The organism is Niabella ginsenosidivorans (assembly GCF_001654455.1).
GTDB lineage: Bacteria > Bacteroidota > Bacteroidia > Chitinophagales > Chitinophagaceae > Niabella > Niabella ginsenosidivorans.
Map to the genome: position 1 here is coordinate 3637445 of NZ_CP015772.1, position 20077 is coordinate 3657521.

16 protein-coding genes are annotated in these 20077 nt (G+C 45.2%); 2 read left to right on the forward strand and 14 right to left on the reverse strand.

Features of this window, described 5'->3' with window-relative positions:
- Window positions 1–32: 32 nt before the first annotated feature.
- From pruA to prfB, 5 genes are all read right to left on the reverse strand, one after another.
- Window positions 33–1664 (reverse strand): L-glutamate gamma-semialdehyde dehydrogenase, encoded by a 1632-nt coding sequence (pruA, locus tag A8C56_RS15310; RefSeq protein WP_067757811.1) that lies wholly within the window; start codon window positions 1662–1664, stop codon window positions 33–35.
- Between the two features lie 46 nt (window positions 1665–1710).
- Window positions 1711–1851 carry a hypothetical protein gene (locus A8C56_RS24515; RefSeq protein ID WP_157098003.1) on the reverse strand — a complete coding sequence of 47 codons (141 nt, stop codon included), beginning with the start codon at window positions 1849–1851 and terminating at the stop codon, window positions 1711–1713.
- Between the two features lie 32 nt (window positions 1852–1883).
- A complete protein-coding gene (locus tag A8C56_RS15315) occupies window positions 1884–2309 on the reverse strand; it encodes a nucleotidyl transferase AbiEii/AbiGii toxin family protein (RefSeq protein WP_084490230.1) in 426 nt (141 codons plus the stop codon).
- Window positions 2264–2563, reverse strand: coding sequence for a DUF6922 domain-containing protein (locus A8C56_RS24700; protein ID WP_067757817.1), 300 nt, complete (start codon window positions 2561–2563; stop codon window positions 2264–2266). Before A8C56_RS24700 ends, A8C56_RS15315 begins: the two co-directional genes overlap by 46 nt.
- 14 nt (window positions 2564–2577) lie before the next feature.
- A protein-coding gene (gene prfB, locus A8C56_RS15325) for a peptide chain release factor 2 (protein ID WP_157098004.1) occupies window positions 2578–3667 on the reverse strand; the annotation gives its coding sequence in 2 pieces (ribosomal slippage) (window positions 2578–3606 and window positions 3608–3667; 1089 coding nt in all).
- Between the two features lie 363 nt (window positions 3668–4030).
- On the opposite strand from prfB, the gene A8C56_RS15330 reads away from it, so the two are divergent.
- Window positions 4031–5344, forward strand: coding sequence for a cytochrome ubiquinol oxidase subunit I (locus A8C56_RS15330; protein ID WP_067757822.1), 1314 nt, complete (start codon window positions 4031–4033; stop codon window positions 5342–5344).
- A 60-nt stretch (window positions 5345–5404) separates the two neighbouring features.
- Window positions 5405–6412 (forward strand): cytochrome d ubiquinol oxidase subunit II, encoded by a 1008-nt coding sequence (locus tag A8C56_RS15335; RefSeq protein WP_067757824.1) that lies wholly within the window; start codon window positions 5405–5407, stop codon window positions 6410–6412.
- 107 nt (window positions 6413–6519) lie between these two features.
- On the opposite strand, the gene A8C56_RS15340 is transcribed toward A8C56_RS15335, so the two are convergent.
- The 9 genes from A8C56_RS15340 to A8C56_RS15380 form a co-directional block, all read right to left on the reverse strand.
- Entirely contained in the window at window positions 6520–7203 is a 684-nt protein-coding gene (locus A8C56_RS15340; RefSeq protein WP_084490232.1) for a YdcF family protein, read from the reverse strand.
- A 191-nt stretch (window positions 7204–7394) separates the two neighbouring features.
- Window positions 7395–8981 (reverse strand): DHA2 family efflux MFS transporter permease subunit, encoded by a 1587-nt coding sequence (locus tag A8C56_RS15345; RefSeq protein ID WP_067757827.1) that lies wholly within the window; start codon window positions 8979–8981, stop codon window positions 7395–7397.
- Between the two features lie 116 nt (window positions 8982–9097).
- On the reverse strand, window positions 9098–10222 hold the full coding sequence (locus A8C56_RS15350; RefSeq protein ID WP_067757830.1) for an HlyD family secretion protein: 1125 nt from the start codon (window positions 10220–10222) through the stop codon (window positions 9098–9100).
- A gap of 28 nt (window positions 10223–10250) precedes the next feature.
- A complete protein-coding gene (locus tag A8C56_RS15355; protein WP_067757834.1) occupies window positions 10251–11591 on the reverse strand; it encodes a TolC family protein in 1341 nt (446 codons plus the stop codon).
- Window positions 11592–11624: 33 nt separating this feature from the next.
- Window positions 11625–12269: a TetR/AcrR family transcriptional regulator gene (locus A8C56_RS15360; RefSeq protein WP_245645517.1), complete on the reverse strand. Its 645-nt coding sequence runs from the start codon at window positions 12267–12269 to the stop codon at window positions 11625–11627.
- Window positions 12270–12644: 375 nt separating this feature from the next.
- Complete coding sequence (locus A8C56_RS15365; protein WP_067762113.1) at window positions 12645–13931, reverse strand: amidohydrolase family protein; 1287 nt, start codon at window positions 13929–13931, stop codon at window positions 12645–12647.
- Window positions 13932–13965: 34 nt separating this feature from the next.
- Complete coding sequence (locus A8C56_RS15370; protein WP_067757841.1) at window positions 13966–17019, reverse strand: amidohydrolase family protein; 3054 nt, start codon at window positions 17017–17019, stop codon at window positions 13966–13968.
- Window positions 17020–17198: 179 nt separating this feature from the next.
- Window positions 17199–18512, reverse strand: coding sequence for an ammonium transporter (locus A8C56_RS15375; protein ID WP_067757844.1), 1314 nt, complete (start codon window positions 18510–18512; stop codon window positions 17199–17201).
- A 282-nt stretch (window positions 18513–18794) separates the two neighbouring features.
- A complete protein-coding gene (locus tag A8C56_RS15380) occupies window positions 18795–19994 on the reverse strand; it encodes a pyridoxal phosphate-dependent aminotransferase (RefSeq protein ID WP_067762115.1) in 1200 nt (399 codons plus the stop codon).
- Between the last annotated feature and the right edge of the window lie 83 nt (window positions 19995–20077).

The following is a 20077-nucleotide window of genomic DNA, read 5'->3' on the forward strand; positions in this document are numbered from 1 at the left end:
CGCACCACGACATTCGTAAACAGTGCGCAACCCTATTCTTCCGCCATAAACGGATAACGGTAGTCTACCGGCGGATTATACGTTTCTTTTATGGTGCGTACACTTAACCAGCGGTATAAATTCAGGATAGACCCTGCCTTATCATTGGTCCCGGATGCCCTTGCCCCGCCAAAAGGCTGCTGCCCTACCACGGCGCCGGTGGGTTTGTCATTGATATAAAAATTACCCGCTGCATTGGAAAGACGCCGGGTGGCCGTTTCGATTGCCGCGCGATCTCTGGAAAAAATGGACCCTGTTAAAGCATAAGGCGATGTATGATCTACCAGCTCCAGCGTTTTTTCAAACTGGCCGGCCGGGTAAACATATACCGTCAGCACCGGCCCGAAGATCTCTTCGCGCATAGTGATAAACCGGGGGTCCTTTGCTTCAATCACTGTTGGCTGAATAAAGTAGCCTTCTCTTTTATCGCAGGTTCCTCCAACCACTACAGACGCTTTAGGGTCTTTCTTTGCTTTTTCAATATAGCTGCTGATCTTATCAAAGCTTTTTTCATCAATCACTGCGTTGATAAAATTGCTGAAATCCTCTACCGATCCCATTTTAAAGGAGTTGATCCCGTCAACCAGTTTTTTCCTTATATCTTTCCACAGGTTGGAAGGAATATAAGCCCGGGAAGCTGCAGAGCATTTCTGGCCCTGGTATTCAAAAGCGCCTCTTAACAGGGCTGTAGCCACTTCATCTGCATCAGCGCTTTTATGCACCATCACAAAATCCTTTCCACCTGTTTCACCAACAATACGGGGGTAGGTTCTATATTTGGAAATATTTTTCCCGATAGTTTCCCACATATGGTTAAATACGCCGGTAGAGCCGGTAAAATGGATGCCCGCAAAGTCCCTGTGATTAAAGCATACATCCCCCACAACAGGCCCATCCACATAAATTAAATTAATAACGCCATCCGGCAGCCCGGCCTCCTTTAAAATACGCATGAATAACTGCGCCGCATAGATCTGCGTATGTGCCGGTTTCCAGACCACTACATTGCCGCACAGGGCGGCCGATGTGGGAAGGTTCCCTCCGATAGCCGTGAAATTAAAGGGTGTAATAGCCAGCACAAATCCTTCCAGCGGGCGATACTCCAGGCGGTTGTGCATACCCGCGCCACTTATGGGCTGTTGTTTATAGATCTCACTCAGGAAATGCACATTAAACCGCAAAAAATCGATCAGCTCGCAGGCACTGTCAATTTCAGCCTGGTAAGCATTTTTACTTTGTCCCAGCATGGTAGCTGCATTCATCCGGGCACGGTATTTTGTGGAGATGAGGTCTGCCGCTTTTAAGAAAATGGCTGCACGGCTTTCCCAGGTCATCCCCTCCCAGTACTGCTTTGCCGCCAAAGCCGCATCTATTGCCTGCTGCACATGCTTCTTCTCTCCTATTGAAAAAGTGCCCAATACAACTTTGTGCTCATGTGGCGGGCGCAGCTTTTCTTTTTTTGAAGTACGCACTTCGGCGCTGCCGATATACATAGGCACATCAATGGGAGTGCTTTTCAATAATGCAAGCGCTGCTTTTAAGTTTTCCCGTTCTTTACTACCGGGTGCATAGTTCAGTACCGGTTCATTTGCAGGTAAAGGATAAGAAAAAGTTCCCTGGTGCATAGTATTTCAATTTGAAAATTATATAATTTGAAAATAAGGTTCTTTATTATTTTAAATAGTTATTGACGTGTTGTTTTATATTGTTCTTTACTGATTCCCAGGTTTGTCCTTTAAGGCTGACCGGATCATCATCGGCTTCTGCATCATCGAAATACAACATTGCCTGCGGTACAGAAATCAGCGTCATATTTTTGGAAAATTTTTCAAAATAGAACTCAATTATTTTTCAGTTTCAAAAATATCCAATAATAAACTCAGATCATAAAAGCCCTTTTTCTTGGCTCTTTGCATAAGTGCAAAAATTTTCATTGCTGCGATATCTTCAGAACTCATTAACCTGATCCTTTTATGATAACGATATTTGACAAAATCGACCTTTACTTCATCAATATAAGCAAAAACTTCTGGTGCAGCATTACTGCTGGTGAACCTGAACGTAGTAAAAATCTCTGTTAATTTATCTTTCAATTGCTGGTTATCAAAATCGGTATCAGAGAACAGATCTAAATCAATTGATTTCCGATGACCATTCTTCAAAGACAGGGCGGTTCCTCCAACTAATATAAAGTTATTCAGCATCTCTAAATGCATTAACTGCTTTAATAGAGCCAGGGTATTTCCTTCGACTGTCTCATAGTATAGCATCGAAATGTTTCAGATTTTAAATCAAACAGATTTTTTACAAAAAGAAAGATATCATACCTGAGCCACTTTGCATTTAACAAAACCTCTTTTACCTTTTCATCCCCATAAAACCTCCTTACCTGTCGTATATCCTCAACATCTCCCCTTTCAAAAACACGTTCAATAATGGATGCCGCATGGCTTTTATAATCCAGTTTTGAGAAATCCGTGTCCCAGAATATCCGCTTATTTAATATGGGTATGTTTTTTTCCATTTCCAACAAAAATATTAAACTGTTTCCTTACTCTGCATCAGGTACGCTTTTATGAAACCATCCAGCTCACCGTCCATTACCGGCTGCACATTTCCTACTTCATAATCTGTACGGTGGTCTTTGATCATTTTATAAGGATGGAACACATAGCTGCGTATCTGGCTGCCCCATTCAATTTTTTTCTTACCGGCATTTGCTGCATTTTTCAGCTCCTCCCGCTTACGCAATTCTTCCTCGTACAGCCGGCTTTTCAGCATCTGCATGGCTTTTTCCCGGTTGCCCATCTGCGTGCGCTCGGTCTGGCAAACCACAACGATACCTGTGGGAATGTGCGTCAGGAATACTTTTGTTTCTACCTTGTTCACATTCTGTCCGCCGGCTCCGCCGCTGCGGGCTGTTTCCATCTTTACATCAGCATCCTTTATTTCTATATCGATGGTATCATCTACCAGCGGGTATACAAATACGGATGCAAAGGAAGTATGCCTTCGGGCATTACTGTCAAAAGGTGAAATGCGCACTAACCGGTGCACACCGCTTTCTGCTTTTAAAAAACCATACGCAAAGGGGCCTTCAAACTGAAGCGTAGCCGTTTTGATGCCTGCGCCATCACCCCACTGCCAGTCCAGCTCGGTTATTTTCCAGCCCTGCTTTTCACCATACATCCGGTACATACGTGCCAGCATTTCGGCCCAGTCCTGGCTTTCCGTGCCGCCGGCGCCTGAGTTGATCTGCACCACGGCAGGCAGCTCATCTTCCGGCTCATTCAGGGTGCTTTTAAACTCTACATCTTCCAGCACTGCAACCGCCTGATCGTAGGCCTCCTGCGTTTCCTCTTCCGTTGCGTCACCGGCCTTCCAGAATTCAAACAGCACCGCAAAATCCTCTACCATTGAATCTGCCTTATGAAACAGCTCCATCCAGTATTCATTGGTTTTTAAAGTTTTCAGAATTTCTGTGGCGCGCTGATTATCATCCCAAAAGCCGGGACTCAGAGAAAGCTGCTTGTCTTCATTTATTTTCTGCTGACGGTTCTCGACGTCAAAGAAACCTCCTTATCCCGAGAACGCGGGACCGCATATCCTGTAATTTTTCCTGTGTCATAGCTTGCAAAGATACATCCTATTTCCGATTTGCGGCCGCTTGCACAAACGATTGTTCAATAAAGCAACACAGCGGCCGGTATTTGCATATCAAGGGAAAGCAATTTCTGTTTTACTGGCCGGGCGCCAGTGCTGCTATCGGGCTTTACTTGCGTCGCTCCGTTCAGCTGTAGTGCTCCTATCTCTCCGCTGAAATATCGGCGGCTCTCAGAACCGGCAGATGCGATGCACCTTTTATATAAGAATAAGACCTTCGGATTTACAATACGGTCCCGGCCATTTGTCCGATTGGCTGGATCACATCATTGGACTATCTTTGCATATACCGCAGATGAGCGGTCTTTTTTAAACCAATCCATGCACTATGGATGACTTTATTGCGGCGCGGTCGCAGATGGCGCTTTCTTTAGGATTTCACATTATTTTTTCCTGCATTGGCATGATCATGCCGTTCTTTATGGCCGTTGCGCATTATAAATGGTTGAAAACAGGCAATATTGTATACCGCAATGTAACACGCGCCTGGAGCCGAGGGGTGGCTATCTTTTTTGCAACCGGGGCCGTTTCCGGTACGGTACTTTCATTTGAATTAGGGCTCCTTTGGCCGGAATTCATGAGACATGCAGGCCCCATTTTCGGAATGCCTTTTTCGCTGGAGGGTACCGCTTTTTTTATTGAAGCTATTGCTTTAGGATTTTACCTGTATGGATGGAATCGTTTTAACCGTTGGTTTCACTGGTTCACGGGGGTGGTGGTGGGCATCAGCGGACTGGCATCCGGCATCCTGGTGGTAGCTGCCAATGCGTGGATGAACAGCCCCGCGGGCTTTGATTATATAAACGGCCAGTACCTGAATATTGACCCCATAGCCGCCATGTTCAATGATGCGTGGTTCTCCGAAGCATTGCACATGATACTGGCAGCGCTTACCGCAACCGGCTTTGCTGTTGCGGGCGTGCATGCCCTTATGATTCTTAAGAAAAAAAATGTGCTGTTCCATACCAAAGCCTTTCGCATAGCTGCCGTTTTTGCCTGTGCAGGGGCGATCTTACAGCCGGTCAGCGGTGACATTTCGGCCAAGGATGTTGCCAGACGCCAGCCGGAAAAACTGGCCGCAATGGAAGCCCATTTTATAACGGAAGCAAAGGCCCCGCTGATCATAGGAGGCATACCGGATGTTAAAAATGAAACCGTAAAATATGCCCTCAAAGTTCCTGGCGCACTGAGCTTTCTGGCACATGGCGATTTCAACACGCCTGTTACCGGGCTGGATGCCTTTCCCAAAGACACTCACCCGCCCGTTGCGGTTACCCACTACGCATTCCAGATAATGGTGGGCCTGGGCACGCTGATGCTGCTTATTGCACTGTTCTATTTCTTTATGCTGTGGCGAAGAAAAAAATGGCTGGAGCGCAACTGGCTGCTCCGGTTATTTGCAATAGCAACGCCTGCAGGTTTTATTGCTGTTGAAGCGGGCTGGACGGTAACTGAAGTAGGCCGCCAGCCATGGATCATATACGGTATTATGCGCACAAAAGATGCGGTTACACCAATGCCGGGTATTATTTATTCTTTTTACATTTTCACGGCCGTATACTGCTCGCTGAGCATTATTGTAATACTGTTGCTATACAGGCAGGTTAAAATGGTAGGTAAGTTATATGATGTTGCTGAATAAAGAGTGCCAGCTGCATTACAGAATAAATAAACCTCAAACAACAAACTTCAAACAAGAAAGATGCTCTACGTTGTAATGGCTTATCTGTGGTTGTCTATCCTGTTATACGTTTTAATGGGAGGTGCGGATTTTGGTGCGGGGATCCTTGAGTTCTTATCCACACAGAAAAGTAAGGATCAAACCCGGAAAGTTATGTACCGTGCCATTGGCCCGATATGGGAAGCCAACCATATGTGGCTGATCATTGCAATTGTTATTTTGTTTGTAGGATTCCCGGTCATTTACTCCACGCTGTCCATCTACCTGCACATTCCACTGGTCGTAATGCTCTTGGGTATTGTAGCAAGAGGCACGGCTTTCAGCTTCAGGAATTATGATGCCGTTAAGGACAGCATGCAGGTGATCTATTCAAAAACATTTATGTATTCCAGCGTTATTACGCCGCTGTTCCTGGGCATCATAGCCGGCAGCGCTGTTTCCGGCAGAATCAACACCGGTGCCCGCCATTTTCCGGATGCCTATATATTCACCTGGCTGGGGTTCTTCCCCATATCCGTAGGTATTTTTACGGTGATTATCTGCGGGTTCCTGGCAGCAATATTTATTATCGGCGAAACAAAGACAGAAAAAGAGCGTCAGCGGTTTATTACAAAGGCCAAACACATGAGCCTGGCGGCTATTGGTGCAGCAGCACTGGTCATCATTGCCGCGTCAGCAGATAATGTGCCTGTTGCACACTGGCTTTTCGGAAACCCGGTAAGCCTTGGCTGCGTTGTTTTAGCCGCCCTGTCGCTGGCATGGATGTGGGTATCCCTGTTCCGGCAATCAACAAAATGGCTGCGTATTACTGCCGGTGCACAAATCACTCTTTTATTGATTGCAATCACCTATGAACATTACCCCATGCTTATCAATTTAAAAAACGGGCAGGGGCTTTCGCTGGTTCTTCAGCATGCTTCAGACAAAACAGTTGAAGCACTTGCTGTTGCATTATTATTGGGAAGTATTTTTATTTTGCCGGCCCTGTTTTACCTGCTCTACAGCTTTACCCGGCAGGAAGAAATCTAAAACAGCACGTTTGCCGGATGGCATAGCATAGTGTACTTGCAAAAGACCACTTTGACAGTAGCTACTGAATGTTGTTTTCCTTGGCGGGGCCCTGTTTAGCGACCCGTTTATAACGGGCCTTCTTTTTTTCTTTTCCCTTCCCAGGGAATAAAAGCCCCCATAGTGCCCCTGAAGCGCCTGAAGAAGCCTTCCCGGTCTGTCAGCGACCTGAAATTTTCAGTCATTGCAGGTAAAGGATCAATGACCGGGTTGAGATGATTGTATTCTTTCAGGGAATCGATTATAAAAGGAATATGCACAATTTTTGTCCGGAACTTTCTCCGTGTAAATCTGTTTAATAACAAGGACTGGAGCGGATCCGTAACCAGCGCAATGCTTTTGAAGCCCTCCCGGCGGGCAATCTGATAGGAGTAGAAAATATTTTCTGTACTGTGCTCTGCCTGGATATCGTAAAAAATGTGTTTCGGGGAAACGCCAAGCTGCCGGGCATACAGCCCCATTATCTTAGCCTCATAGTATGGCGAGTAAACGGCTCCGCCGGAGAAAATGATATTGCGAATGACCCCCTGCCTGTAAAGCAATGAAGCCCAGATTACCCTTCCTTTCATTACAGTATCCCATTGGTTGTTGTTAAAAGGCACACCGGGAACAATAGCCGCGTCAAATGTTTGCTTCCGGGCAAGCACCGTTTCATATAACCGCGCCGGGCGTTTCCGGTAAACAAAAGCGCACCCGGATAAAAAGATCAGGATCAGTACTATTCCTAAAGCAGCAATACTTTTTTCTACCATCAGAATTAAAAATACATCAATCCGGTTAGAAACCAGTTTTCAGCGATCAGAATTCAGATATGAGAAGATTGTTATCAGTCCCCAGTTATCAGCATTCAGATGTGAGCGTTGAGATACGATACTGAATCATCAGCTACAGATGGATCACCCGCCATTTTCAGCAGCCAGGGACAATGAACCATGGAACTACACTAATGCATCATTTCGCTCATATCCATTTTGGGCCCTTTGTCTTTCTTCCGGCGGACCAAAAGAATAAAAGGTATGCATACGAGGAATAAAATACCGAGGTATAAAAAAACATCCATATAGGAAAGTACAGTGGCCTGTTTGGTTACCGAGAAATCAAGCATCTGGTAGGCCGATTTCAGGGCCACATCCGGAGTCATTCCTTTTGCCATAAAACTATGCTGCAGCGCACTGATCCGTTGCTGCACATTCAGATTATTAACGTCCAGGTCAGACACCAGGTCGTTCCTGTACAGCATATTCCTGTTGGCTATAAAGGTAGTAATGGCGGCTACACCGAAAGATCCCCCCAGTTGGCGCATCATACCCGTAAAGGCTGCCCCCTGCCCGATCTCCTGTCCCCGCAGGGTAGACAGGGCCATGGTGGTAATAGGAATGAATAAAAGACCCAGCCCTACCCCACGTACAATCAGCATCCAGAAGAATGCATCCTTTCCGGTATCCGGTGTGATGATTTTGTATCCCCAGAAACTATATACAAAGAACAGGAATAAGCCGGTGGCTACCATATAAGGCTGTGACACTCCTTTGGCAATTAATCTGCCTATTATAGGCATCATAAACGCTGTAGCCAGGGTGGCCGGAATCATCAGCAATCCCGCCTGGAAGGCCGTCCATCCTAAAATGCTTTGCGTATAAAGCGGAACAATAAAGGTAGAACCATAGAGCCCGAATCCCAGGATAAATGACATTACCGTGCCAATCCTCAAATTACCGTTCTTCAGCACCCGCAATTCAACAATCGGATTTTTATAGGTCAGCTCTCTCCAGATAAAAAAGAAAAATCCAAAGACGGCTGTAACCGTAAGTGTAATAATCACATTACTGGAAAACCAGTCATCTTCATGCCCTCTTTCCAGGATGTATTGTAAGGATCCTACCGTAACGCTCAGCAGGAAGATGCCCAGCCAGTCGATCTCATGAGCTGCCTTTTTTGCCGCAAACCGCGGACTTCTTACAAACTGTAATGTAAGCAATGTGGCAATGATCCCTAGTGGTATATTAATGTAAAAGATATAAGGCCAGCTGAAATTGTCAACAATATAACCACCGAGCGGAGGTCCCAATGTAGGACCAACGATAACACCCAGGCCATAAATGGCCTGGGCCATACCTCTTTTTTCAACAGGATAAGACTCGGTTATGATTGTTTGAGATGTTACCAGCAATGCGCCGCCACCAACGCCCTGCAAAAACCGGAAGGCGACCAGCTCCCAGATATTGGTCGCATTTCCGCAAAGAAAAGAGCAAATGGTAAAAATGACAATAGAAACGGCAAAATAATTACGGCGGCCAAACTGCTGGGAAAGCCAGCTGGTCATGGGTACTACAATAACATTACCGATGGCATAAGCCGTAATGACCCAGCCTACTTCGGATAGTGTGGCACCAAGGTTTCCCTTCATGTCATTCAACGCAACGTTTACGATGGTGCTGTCCACGATCTCCAGCAGCGCACATATAATGGCCGTGATGGTAATGATCACGCGCCGCGCACCATATTCTACAAGGGAATCTTGTTGTTCCATAAATCGGGTATCTATACTTTATAGTGAGCAGTAAAGAGTAAAAGACAAAAAGTAACAGGTTAACACCAAACGCTTCATTTCACTTTTCACTATTACATTTTACATTTCACTTTGTACTAATTAAGATTAACTTCAACCACTACATTCATACCTGCACGCAATTTCTTAATAAGTGAATCGTTCTTGTTGGCAAATTCAATTCTTACCGGCAAACGCTGCACTACTTTTACAAAGTTACCGCTTGCATTATCAGCAGGAAGCAATGCAGATACCGAACCTGTAGCAGGAGAAAATGAGCCTACCACTCCTTCAAAGGTATGCTTGGGAAAAGCGTCCACACTTATTTCTACCTTTTGGCCAGCCACCATTTTTGACAACTGGGTTTCTTTAAAGTTGGCCACCACCCATTTTTCATCATTCAATACAATACTGAACAATTGTGCTCCGGCCTGAATATATTGCCCAACCTGTACCGGCACTTTTGAAACAACGCCGTCAGCATTGGCAACAATAACGGCATAGCTCAGGTTCAGCTTGGCATTTTCCACATCTACCTCACGCTGACGAACCATTGCAGCTGACACGCTGATCTGCTCCGCTGTTGCTTTTGACTGGGAGCTCACCGCGCCGGTCTGGGCTGCGGCCTGGTTCCTTTGCTGCTGCAATACCTGTAGCTGGCGGTCTGCTGTTTGTTTTGCAGCAAGCGCCTGTTCATATTGCTGCTGTGTAATGGAATGATCTTTGATGAGGTTTTCATACCGTTTCAGGTCTTCTGTAGTGCGCCAAACATTCACTTTGGCAGCTTCTATCTGTGCATCTGCCGCAGCCACGGCTGCGCTTGCAGTATTGATGTTTTTATGTGCGGCTTCAGTGCCCGCCCTGGCAGATGCCACATTGCTTCTGGCCGTAGCCAGGGCTGCTTCTGCCTGATCCAACGCGATCTTCAGCTCGCGGGTGTCTAATACTACCAGTGTATCACCCTTGTGTACAAACTGGTTGTCATTTACCTTTACCTCTGCAATATAACCGGATATCTTGGAGATTACCGGGCTTACATTTGCAGCAATCTGTGCATCATCTGTATCTTCATGATGCAGAGCATGTACATAGGCTTTTATTCCAAAGAACCCACCCACAATTACCAGTAAAGCAAGAATGATAAAGAAAACCGGGCTTCTTTTTTTCTTCTGATTCGATTCGTTTGGTTGTTCCTGAACTGTGTTTACTTGTTCGTTTGCCATTGTATTCGTATTAATAGTCTTTAATGTTTTATTTTATTAAGATCCCTGAAGCTTCCAGCAGTTTCTGATAGGCCAGTGCCGCATCTGCCCTGGCATTCAGCAAGTTGATTTTTGATGATAACAAGGCCGCATTGGCATCCAGCAGGTCCGTAATGGTAACCAGGCTGTTGTCATATTTATTCTTTGTAATACGGTAATTTTCTTCTGCCTGGATCAGTGCCTGGGCATGCACATCTATTTTTTTTCTTGCCAGAAGGGTGTTCTGGTAATCTCTGTTTATTTCCAGACGGATATTATCGGTTAAAAGATCACGTGACGCCAGCAGTTCCTGCGCCTGTGCCTTTGCTTTTCTGATACTAGCGCCTGTTTTCCACAGACTGGATAAATTATACTGGATCCCCAGGCCGCCGTTTATTGCATTTGTTACAGTAAACACTTTGGGAATATCTGCTGCAACATAGCCACCTGTTAAAGCCAGGCTTGGCAGATAATCGGCCCTGGCAGCCTTGATACCGGATTGAGCAGCCTTTTGCTGGTAATCCAGCGCCTGCATATCTTTCCTGTTCTGTATTGCCTGCTCCTCATAATAATCAATAGGCTGCTCCTCATATGCCGAATTAATAAATGTTGAATCCACTTCAATCACCGTTGTTTCCGGAAGGCCTAAAAGCAGATCCATATTTACATTAGCAATGTTATAGTTATTCTGCGCTTCCAGCAACTGCAATTCAATATCAGAGGTCTGTAACTGAGCTTTTAAACGGTCGTTGCGGGCCATAAGGCCATTGTTTTCCAGCTGCAGGAAATTTGAATCCCTGTGCTGCGAAGCCGCCAGGTTTTCCTTGATTACGCCGATCAACTGGGCGGCCTTGAATAAATTGGCATACGCTTCTGTAAGATTATAGGCAATGGCATTCTTATCGCTGCCGGTGTTCAGCTTTACCGCTTCCAGCAAATACTTTGCAGACTGTATGCCATACCGGATCTTTCCTCCTGCATACAGCGGCAGGGTTAAATTGGCTATTCCATACATTGCCTGGGAAACCTTTGGCATAGAGGTTCCGCTTTCGGAACCGGAGCCCTCCCCGCTGTTTCCCTGTCCCATTTTCAGGTCAATATTCGCATTCGTTAACCGCATGTAACTGCCGCTCACTTTAAAGTCCGGCAACTGGCGGTTTTTTGCTTCCTCCACCGCAGCTGTTGCCTCCTGGATCTTTGCCTGATCGATCTTTAAGTTCTTACTGTTTTCCAGGCCCAGCTCCACTGCCTCCTGTAAAGAAAGTTTTTTTACTTCCTGTGCAGAAAGGCTATTACTAAAAACCATAAACGCTGCAAAAAGGGCTACGATGGTTGTTATTTTTTTATTCATATACACGATAGCTTTTACTATAATCTTTTCAAATTATTTATCCGATTCTTTCACCAGCAGATAGCTTTTAACCACTTCTTTCAAATGCGCTTTCAGCCGGGGAATAATCGTTTTAAAAAATTCACTGTCATTATGCTGGTCAATATGATATTGCTCGCATAAAAACCTGCGGGTATTAAATGCCTGGTTAATGGTACCAAATACCGTTAATGCCAGAATGGTAACATCTACATTCTTTTTAAAGATTCCGGCTTTTGCCCCTGCCTTAATGGCACTCTTAAGCAATGTATTGTTCTTTAACTTCATGCTCCTTACTCCCTCATACAGCACAGGGTTTTTCATTACCCCCTGTTCTCTTACCATCAGCAAATGAAAATTCGGATTGGCGGCAATAGTATCAATATAGGTATCAATGATCAGATCGATTTTATCTGCGGGGGTAACATCGCTGGCAAAAACAATTTTCTCCAGCCTTTCCCGCATCATGAGTATATATTTCTGAAAAATCGCTTCCAGCAGCTTTTCCTTGGAACCAAAGTAATAAGAGATCATGGCCACATTCACATCAGCCGCCTTTGCAATATCTCTCACAGAAGTATTATCAAACCCTTTATCTGCAAAGAGCTTTACTGCTGCTTTTATAATCTCTGTTTGTTTCTGTGTAAATACTGCGGACACGGTTTTCAAAAATATTGCAGCACAAAGGTATTAAACAGATGTTTAATTAATCAAACATTTGTTTAATTTTTTTTTGAAATTTCATTAAAACTTAACCTTTGTCAAGTAATGGTATACAGGCAATTACATCCAAATCCACTTTGGCGATAAGAGAGAATTTATACTTATTTTACTGTAAATTAATTAACAAAGTGTCTGCCAGGCGTTCTGGAGATCATAAATATTCCCACACTGTGCCGGTACCTTATATAGCGCTCTCCCGGGTACTGCATCAATGGAAAACAACCGCCGGTAACTTTATGCCTTGCTTTAAGACCGGCAATGGCTTTTTTTATCGATTATTATAATATCTTTCTGAAAACGAACGTCACTTTATTATAACTGGTATTTTTCTTTGTACCGCTCGTATAACTGGGTTTGCTTATTGGCAAGGTTTATTTTTCTTCCCTGTATAAAAGCGTCTGTTATCACGCTTTGCCCCATATCCAGGACATCACCGGTTGAGATAATGATATTTGCATCCTTACCCACTTCTAAAGTACCGGTGCGGTCATCAATACCCAGTATTTTTGCTGTATTCCCTGTTATTGCCTGCAAGGCTTCTTCCTTTGACAAACCGTAAGAGGCGGCTGTTCCTGCAAGAAAGGCAAGATTCCGGTAGCGGGGCTCCTCAGCATCATCATTCAGGGCAAACAGCACCCCTGCTTTTTTAAGGAGGGCGGGAGTTTTAAACGGCTGATCCACTGCATCATCCTCCAGTGTGGGCAATGCATGCAACGTGTTCAGGATTACGGGTATATTATTCTGCTTAAGCAGGTCCGCAACCAGATAGCTGTCGCTGCCGCCAACAATCACCACGTTGATGTCAAACGTCTTTGCCAGATCAATCGCCATTAAGATCTGGCGCGCTGTTTCAGCGTGCACAAAAAGCTTTTGCTTCTTTTCAAACAGCGGTTTCAGTGCTTCAAATTTTAAATTGGTTTCCTGTTTATCTGAAGTATTCTTATAGGCTTTGGCTTCCTTAAAAAAGGATTTTAATCCTTCTATTTTTTTCAGATCCTCGCTTACCGGGTCTGTTGCTGGAGGAGGACCAAAGCGGCGAAGGGGCTTCATCAGCAACGGCATATTTAAAACCATGCCGTTATCGGCCTTGTACAAAGCATCTTCCCAGGTCCACGCATCTAACTGCACAACAGAAGAAGTACCTGTCAGCAACCGCCCTTCGGGCATTATATTAGCCAGCAGGATGCCATTGGACCGGAGCGTATTGATGATCCTTGAATCCGTGTTATAGGCAACAACAGCACGTACATCTGGGTTATACTCGCCTAATTCAAAATAATCATTGCTGCCTCTTACCCCGCTTCCTATTTCCCGTAACCCCAGATCTGTGCTGGGCAGTATCAGGCCCGGGTAAACATTCTTTCCAGATGCATCAATAACCGTTCCCCCCTCCGTGCTTTCCGGCTGCTCACTGATCTTGCTGATCTTCCCATCTTTTATAACAATTGTACCTTTCCGGATCACATCTCCGGTTCCGGTATGAATGGTTCCGTTAGCAATAATCAGGGTCCCCAGCTGTTTTCCTGCGGGATAAATGTTGTCCTGCGCCATGGCGTTCAGGGATAAGAACAACAGGAATATATACGCGGTAACTTTCATTACAATATCATTTAAATTGTTAAATAAGCAATGATCAATAATCAAATGCATCAACTGTTAAAACCCCTTCTGCATGCTCATGATCCTCACAATGCAGCACCACCTGTGGGGTTGGTTTAACAGCTGTAACAGGAGCGCCTCCTTTTGCCGCTGCCAGCATTTTCTGGATCAGGCGGTTCCTTTCCGCAGCAATATGTGCGCGCATTTGCGCATCTTTTTCCCGGTCAAAATAAACAGTGCCATCTACTATTGTATACAATGCTTTTGCATAAATGCTCAGCGGGTTATCGCTCCACAGCACCAGATCCGCATCCTTCCCGGTTTTTATGCTGCCCACCCTGTCTTCTATATGCAGTGCCTTTGCTGGGTTCAGCGTTACCATTTTAAACGCTTCATCTTCTGTTACGCCTCCATACTTGATGGTTTTGGCTGCCTCCTGGTTCAGACGGCGCGCCATTTCTGCATCATCACTATTGATGCAAACATTCAGCCCCATTTTTTGCATAATGGCTGCGTTATAGGGAATAGCATCCCGTACTTCATTCTTGTAAGCCCACCAATCCGAAAACGTGGAAACATTGGATCCATGCTGTTTGATGCGGTCTGCAACTTTATAGCCTTCCAGTATATGCGTAAAGGTGTTCACCTTAAACCCATATTTCTCGGCAATATTGATCAGCCCCAGAATCTCGCTCTGCACATAACTGTGGCAGGTAATGAATCGCCTGTGCTCCAGTATTTCAACCAGTGCATCCAGCTCCAGGTACCTTCTCAGGTCCTTGCGGCCGGCTTTTATTGCTTTTTCATAATCACGCGCCCGCTGAAAAGCGTCGTTCAGCACTTCATAAACCCCCATACGGGTATCCGGATAGCGGATATTTCCCTGGGCCTGCGCAGTACGTTTCACATTCTCGCCCAAAGCAAATTTTATAAACGGATCGGCACCTTTAAATTTCAGGCTCTCATCGTCTGCTCCCCAGCGCAATTTGATCAGTTGGTTCTGCCCGCCGATCGTATTTGCGGAACCATGTAATATTTGCGAAGTGGTAACACCGCCGCTCAACTGGCGATAGATATTAATATCCTCAGGATTTAAGTTATCGCCGATCCGCACTTCGGAAGTTACGGATTGCGCACCTTCATTAATAGAGAAAGCAGCTATATGAGAATGTTCATCAATAATTCCGGGGGTCAGGTATTTTCCGGTACCGTCAATCACCCGTGCGCCGGATGCAGCAAGGGCTTTGCCTACCTGTGCAATTTTTCCTGCGCGCACCAGCACATCGGTATGTTCTAAACGCCCGGTGGCTTCATTGGTCCATACGGTTGCATTCTTAATTAAAATAGTTTCCTGCCCGGGCAACTGCTCATTGCCATACCCGTTAAAGGGATAAACCACTTTTCCAAGCACAGGCGGTGCCTTCAGCTTTGAAGAATCAGCGGCAACTGCCCCTTCCTTTACCCGGGTAGCCACCCAGCTTATAGCCGCACCTTTTTCATCTGCCCCAACTCCCTGCCAGGTGGTACCATAATCTACCCCGCTCAGTCTTATTAATGACCCGGCCTGTTTATTTTCAAATGTGGAATCTTTTTGCCCGGTTCCGATGACCTTTGTAGTTGGTTTTAAAGAAAAGCTGATGGTTACCATATTGCCGCTGGCATTAAACTTGGTGGTAAGCGCTTCTTTATCGGTAACGGTTGCCTGCCCGTTGTTCTTTACTTCCAATGTATATTGACGGGTACCATCCGGACCGCTCAGGCTTAATTGATATTGCCCGTTTTTCTCATTGCTGGTTCTGGCATTGATCTCATAACGATCACCCTGTACCCAGTTTTCGAGGATCACTGTTTTTTCTGAAAAAAGATTACCGCTTGTGATCAGAAAATTAGCAAGCTTACCCGGTTCAAGGCTGCCTACCTTATCAGTTATTTTTAATAATTCCGCCGGTGTCTTTGTTAGCGCTTCTAATGCCGCTTTTTCTGAAAGCCCGTATTGAATAGCCTTACGCAGGTTGGGCCAGAAAGTTCTGGCATCCTTAAGATCAGCAGCCGTAATAGCAAACGGGATCCTTGCTTTTTCAAAAGCCGCAGGATTCGTAGGCGCCAGTTCCCAGTGCTCCAGGTCACTGAGCGCTACAAAACGGGCATCTGCCGGATCATCTACTTTCTGCGCTTCGGGAAAGTTCAGGGAAAGGATATAGGGTGCTTTTGTAGCGGCAATTTCCTTAATGCGCTGGTATTCGTTACCGCCGCCCTTAATAATGTACTGTACTCCAAACTCATCGCCTATACGGTCTGCCCTTAACCCGCTCCATTTATCAGTGGTTTCAAAGATCTGCGGCAGTTGCTGGTCTTCATTCCATGCTTTCAGCGAATGGTTCACCCCCTCCTTTGCCGGCTTGTTGTTTTTATACCATTGCGCATCCAGATAGGTTTGCCGCAGCAGCGCCACGGCTCCCATCATACTTGTGGGATAGCTTTGCGTGGAAGTACCTTTGCTGAACGAATAGAACGCCGCGGCTTTATCTTTTATAATAACCAGGTTTTCTTTTTTGCCATCCAGAGTGGCCACTACTCCTGTACCACGGGCAATGCCATCTTTCTGGTGCGATAATACTGTTCCAAAGCCCAGTTCTCTTAAAGGTTGTGCTTTTGTTTCATCCTGACTGAATATATCCACCGCATTCACCTCACTTTTAATGGCCTGGTTCCAGTTATAAGGGCCCTTTGTATTGCTGGTAAACTGTTGTGGACCAAAAAAACCCAAAGAACTGCCGGCCCTTTGTGGAACAGGCACGCCATAGTCACTGTATATGTCAATAAGAGAGGGGTAAATGTATTTTCCCTTACAATCCACCACCACTGCATCTCCGGGAACCACACCATTGCCTACACTTACAATTTTTCCTTCTTTAATAATCAGTGTTGCCTGTGGCAGTGTTTCTGAAGCGTTTTTTACAATTGTAGCATTCACAAATGCATAACTTCCGGTACGGGGATCCGCAATTCCATTCACAGGAAAGGTTACCTGGGCGCCTGCGCTCCAGCATAGCAGCCAGCATAACGGCAACAGGGACAATTTTTTCATCAGCAGGAAATTTTGAGAAAAATAGGAAAAATTATTGGTATCTCAATTACAAATTCATCAGCCTTTGCCAACCGTTTGCATACACAACCGGCCTAAAATAGTTGTACGAGGCCCCGGGGCCCCGTACGGTACTACTGCGTCTATGCAGCAGTATTTTTTATTTGGACAGTTAGTTATTCTTACAGGCTTTCTCCGTGCTGTGAAAGATCCAGCCCTTCTATTTCTTCTTCTTCAGTTACACGTAACGGAGTTATAAGGTCTGTTACTTTAAGCAGGATAAAAGACACTACTAAAACATAAACGATCACCCCAATCAATACCAGCACATGGGTGGTAAATAATTTTGTTTCGCCAAAAAACAAACCATTTGTTGCCACAGGGTTGATCGCCTTATTTGCAAAGACACCGGTCAGCAGCATGCCCACCATTCCGCCGATGCCGTGACAGGGAAACACATCCAGCGTATCATCAATACCTGTTTTGGTTCTCCATTCAACCATCAGGTTGCTGATAATAGCGGCTACTATACCAATGACCATTGCATGCGGAATGCTTACAAAACCGGCCGCAGGCGTAATGGCTACCAGTCCTACAACGGCACCTATGGAAGTGCCCATAGCCGAAGGCTTTTTACCCCTTAACGCATCAAAAATGATCCAGGAAAACGCAGCTGCGCCGGAGGCTACTGCTGTGGTAGCCAATGCAGATGCTGCCAATGTATTAGCAGCCATTGCAGAGCCACCGTTAAAACCAAACCAGCCAAACCAAAGTAACCCGGTACCTATTAATACATAAGTGATCCGCGCCGGTTTATTTTCCCCGGTGTCCGTTCTTTTTTTCAGATAAATAGCTCCCGCCAGCGCAGCCAGCCCTGCACTCATATGTACAACGGTTCCGCCGGCAAAATCCAGCACACCCAATTTTGCCAAAAAGCCGTCGGGATGCCAGGTAGCATGCGCCAAAGGACAGTAGATAAAAATAATAAACAGGCAAATAAACAGGATATAAGAAGTAAAGCGGATGCGCTCAGAAAATGCACCGGTCACCAATGCAGGGGTAATGATTGCAAATTTCAGCTGAAAAAAGGCAAATACAGCCAGCGGAACAGTAGCAGCAGCAGGCCAGGGCTTGCCGTCCAGCACTCCGTTCATCAGAAAAAACGTTTTAGGGTTACCGATAAAGCCTCCGATAGATTCGCCAAACGCCAGGCTAAACCCAAAAATGACCCAGACCATCGTAACGATTGCCATACAAATAAAACTTTGCAGCATTGTAGAGATCACATTTTTCTTTTTCACCATGCCTCCATAGAAAAAAGCCAGTCCGGGTGTCATAATTAACACAAGAGCAGCAGAAGTGAGCATCCAGGCGGTATCACCAGAGTTGATTTCCGGGTGCTCCTCAATTTTTACAGGACTGTGACCACATACAAGACTCAGGATCACAACAAGGATCAATAATACAAAGGGAATGATAGCCAGTTTTCGCGTCATTGACATATTATATAAATTTTAGTTTTGACTTATGTTAAATATTTGCTTGAAATTAACAATAGCACATAAACACAAAACCAAAAATAAGTACATAAAATCAAATTATGCACAAAAAATAATTATTATTTTTCATATTTAATTATTAATAATATATAAACATCTAATAAATTTTGTGATCCGGCTGTCTTCTGGAAAAGTATATTTATATTAAATAAAAATAATATGCTATTTTATATAAAAAAAACGGGCAAAAGCCCGTTTTATAAAAATCAGGTTGATTGATTACCGGGCCTTGCCGGGGTACTCTTTCAGCGCCTGTTCCAGGCAATCCATTGCGGCACTGATCGACTCCCTGTTGAGCACATAAGCCAGGCGTACCCCATTTTTCCCTAACCCGGGCGTAGCATAAAAACCGGTAGCCGGGGCCAGCATCACTGTTTGGTTATTGTATGTAAAAGATGACAGAAGCCACTGACAGAACTGATCGCAATCGTCAATGGGCAATCGGGCCATTGCGTAAAACGCGCCGCCGGGGTTAGGACAAAATACGCCTTCCATAGCATTCAGGCGGCTCACTAAAAGATCTCGCCGGCTTTGATATTCTACTTTTGTAGCATCAAAATAATCTGCCGGCAGGTCTACTGCGGCCTCTCCCAATAGCTGGGCCAGCCCCGGGGGGCTTAATCTTGCCTGTGCAAACTTCAGTGCCGCAGCATATACCGCTTTGTTTTTTGTGACCAGCGCTCCAATACGGGCACCACAGGCACTATAGCGCTTGCTGATCGTATCCAGCAGGATAACGTTCTCTTCCAGCCCGGGAAGCTGAAAGGGACTAATGTATTCCCTGTCCGAATAACGAAATTCCCGGTAAGCCTCATCAGAAAAAAGATACAACTGGTGCTTTTTACAAATAGCTCCCAAAGCTGTTACCTCTTCTTTACTGTACAGATAACCCGTAGGATTATTGGGGTTACAGATAAGAATGGCTTTTGTTTTATCCGTAATTACTTTTTCAAAGCCGGCTACCGGCGGCAGCGCAAAACCCGTTTCAATTGATGAGGGAATGGGCACCACTTTTATACCGGCAGTACAGGCAAATCCATTATAATTGGCATAAAAAGGTTCCGGAATAATCACTTCATCGCCGGGATTGAGGCAGGCAAAAAAAGCAAATAAGATCGCTTCGCTGCCTCCGGTGGTGATCATAATCTGCTCATGGCTTACAACAATACCTGTTCTTTGATAATAGTCCACCAGCTTGCGCCGGTAGCTTTCATTACCCGCGCTATGACTATATTCCAGCACCGGCATATCAAAATCCTTTACCGCCTGTATAATTGCAGGTGGCGTCTGAATATCCGGCTGGCCAATATTCAAATGATAAACTGTTACACCCCGTTGCTTTGCAGCCTCCGCATAAGGAACCAGCTTACGGATAGGTGAAGCAGGCATTTGAATTCCCCTTTCTGAAATTGTAATCATAGCTGAACTAATAAAGGGGCAAAAATAAAAAAATTCCATCTGTAAAGATGGAATACATTGTGTAAACTGTTCAATAACACTAA

Excerpts from the sequence above, each read along its gene's own strand:
- A8C56_RS15370 (WP_067757841.1), bottom strand. The coding sequence starts at position 17,019 with ATGAAAAAATTGTCCCTGTTGCCGTTATGCTGGCTGCTATGCTGGAGC.
- A8C56_RS15345 (WP_067757827.1), bottom strand. The coding sequence starts at position 8,981 with ATGGAACAACAAGATTCCCTTGTAGAATATGGTGCGCGGCGCGTGATC.
- pruA (WP_067757811.1), bottom strand. The coding sequence starts at position 1,664 with ATGCACCAGGGAACTTTTTCTTATCCTTTACCTGCAAATGAACCGGTA.
- A8C56_RS15330 (WP_067757822.1), top strand. The coding sequence starts at position 4,031 with ATGGATGACTTTATTGCGGCGCGGTCGCAGATGGCGCTTTCTTTAGGA.
- A8C56_RS15335 (WP_067757824.1), top strand. The coding sequence starts at position 5,405 with ATGCTCTACGTTGTAATGGCTTATCTGTGGTTGTCTATCCTGTTATAC.
- A8C56_RS24515 (WP_157098003.1), bottom strand. The coding sequence starts at position 1,851 with ATGACGCTGATTTCTGTACCGCAGGCAATGTTGTATTTCGATGATGCA.
- A8C56_RS15350 (WP_067757830.1), bottom strand. The coding sequence starts at position 10,222 with ATGGCAAACGAACAAGTAAACACAGTTCAGGAACAACCAAACGAATCG.
- A8C56_RS15340 (WP_084490232.1), bottom strand. The coding sequence starts at position 7,203 with ATGGTAGAAAAAAGTATTGCTGCTTTAGGAATAGTACTGATCCTGATC.
- A8C56_RS24700 (WP_067757817.1), bottom strand. The coding sequence starts at position 2,563 with ATGGAAAAAAACATACCCATATTAAATAAGCGGATATTCTGGGACACG.
- A8C56_RS15355 (WP_067757834.1), bottom strand. The coding sequence starts at position 11,591 with ATGAATAAAAAAATAACAACCATCGTAGCCCTTTTTGCAGCGTTTATG.
- A8C56_RS15380 (WP_067762115.1), bottom strand. The coding sequence starts at position 19,994 with ATGATTACAATTTCAGAAAGGGGAATTCAAATGCCTGCTTCACCTATC.
- A8C56_RS15375 (WP_067757844.1), bottom strand. The coding sequence starts at position 18,512 with ATGACGCGAAAACTGGCTATCATTCCCTTTGTATTATTGATCCTTGTT.
- A8C56_RS15365 (WP_067762113.1), bottom strand. The coding sequence starts at position 13,931 with ATGAAAGTTACCGCGTATATATTCCTGTTGTTCTTATCCCTGAACGCC.
- A8C56_RS15315 (WP_084490230.1), bottom strand. The coding sequence starts at position 2,309 with ATGCTATACTATGAGACAGTCGAAGGAAATACCCTGGCTCTATTAAAG.